At 71.6% G+C, this 1,918-nt stretch carries 1 protein-coding gene; it reads left to right on the top strand.

Annotation, left to right across the window (positions count from 1 at the left end; all coding sequences use genetic code 11):
* The first annotated feature begins 603 nt into the window (after positions 1 to 603).
* On the top strand, positions 604 to 1,863 hold the full coding sequence (locus ACWEVO_RS35840; protein ID WP_452311835.1) for an amidohydrolase: 1,260 nt from the start codon (positions 604 to 606) through the stop codon (positions 1,861 to 1,863).
* The last annotated feature ends 55 nt before the right edge of the window (positions 1,864 to 1,918 follow it).

The following is a 1,918-nucleotide window of genomic DNA, read 5'->3' as shown; positions in this document are numbered from 1 at the left end:
GCCCGCGCCGGCACCTTCCCCGGTGCCCGGCGCGGGCCGCCGCCGTCGTTACGGGTGACCCCTGAGCTGGGCGGATGGGCTCGTCGCCGGGCTCCGCGCGGGCGTACAGTCGATGGTCTCCCCGCCATGCGGGCGACGCCGCCCGGCCTGGTTCCCGGTCCCGGGCAGTGCGGCCCGCCGCCGGGGCACGTGTGCGGATCGGGAATGCGGGTAACCCGATCGGGTGATCGGGACGGACAGCGTGTGCGGTCGCAGTTCGGGCCCACATGTCACCGTCGGGAGTCTCCCGGCAGCCGAACGTTGTCGCGCAATTGTCGGAGCGGCAGTTAATTGCCCCGACTAATGCGACAATTCGGAACGATGGCCCGAGATTTGTGACCGCTGAATCGGTTACGCGTTGTAGGAGGTGTGGGACAGATGACGGCGCTCAACCCCGATCTACCTGCTGTCCCGCAGATATTCGAGCCCTCCCACCAGGGCATTCGTGACGCTGCGCGGTCCGACCGCTACCCGAAAGATGTTGCACAGCGTCACCGCCGAAGGTCTAGGCTGTCTGCTGTTCTCCCTGAAGATCCATCCATCTCTAGTGATCGAGAATTCGACGTGACGAGTGCGTTGACGCTGCCTTCCAGCAGCCCGCTGGCGTCGTCCTGGCCGGAGACGCCATCCGGGTCCCAACCCCTGCCCTTCGAGCTGGACCACCTGCTCGCCCTCCGGGTACCCGGGCTCATCGCCACCCGCCGTCACATCCACTCCCACCCGGAGCTGTCGGGCGAGGAGTTCGAGACGGCCGCCCTGATCCACCGGGAACTCTCCCTCGCCGGGCTGAACCCGCGCCTGCTCCCCAAGGGCAACGGCGTCATCTGCGACATCGACGGCCGCCCGGACGGCCCGGTGATCGCGCTCCGCGCCGACATCGACGCGCTGCCGCTGACCGACCCGAAGGACGTGCCGTACCGGTCCACGGTGGACGGGGTCTGCCACGCCTGCGGGCACGACGTGCACACCACCGTGATGCTCGGGGTCGGCATGCTGCTGGCCCAGCTCGCCGACCTCGGCCAGCTCGACGGCCGGGTCCGGCTCATCTTCCAGCCGGCCGAGGAGATCCTGCCCTGCGGCTCGCTGGAGGTCATCGAGGCCGGTGGCCTGGACGACGTGGTGCAGATCTTCGCCGTCCACTGCGACCCGAACCTGCCGGTCGGCAAGGTCGGCCTGCGGGTCGGCCCGATCACCGCGGCGGCCGACAACGTGACCGTCCGGCTCACCGGCCCCGGTGGGCACACCGCCCGGCCGCACCTGACGGTCGACCTGGTCGACGCCCTCGGCCGGCTGGTCACCGAGGTGCCGACCCTGGTCAGCCGCCGGGTGCCGGCCAACAGCGGGCTGCTGCTGGTGTTCGGCCACGCCTCGGCCGGCACCCGCTACAACGTCATCCCGTCCGAGGCGTGCGCCGCCGGCACCCTGCGGGTGATGGACCGCGACACCTGGGACCAGGCCCCGAAGATCGTGGCTCAGGTGGTTCGCGACGTCATCGCGCCGACCGGGGCCACCGTGGACCTGGAGTACCTGCGTGGCCGGCCGCCGGTCACCAACGACGCCCGGGCGATCGGCGTGCTCACCGCCGCCACCGCCGCCGCCCTCGGCCCTGAGGGGATCGCCGAGACCCCGCAGAGCATGGGCGGCGAGGACTTCTCCTGGTACCTGGAGCACGTGCCGGGCGCGCTCGCCCGCCTCGGGGTCGGCCGGAACGGGCCCAACGTGGACCTGCACCGGGCCTCGTTCGACGTGGACGAGCGGGCCATCCCGGTCGGCGTACGCCTCATGGTGCAGACCGCGTTGCGGGCACTGGCGGCGGCCCGCTAGGCACCGGACCACCCACCGGACCGGCCGGTCCCGGCACCATCGGGGCCGGACCGGC

The sequence above is a fragment of the Micromonospora sp. NPDC003776 genome (assembly GCF_053605645.1).
Note: the sequence above shows the minus strand (reverse complement) of the source record. Positions and strands in the feature narration are given on the sequence as shown.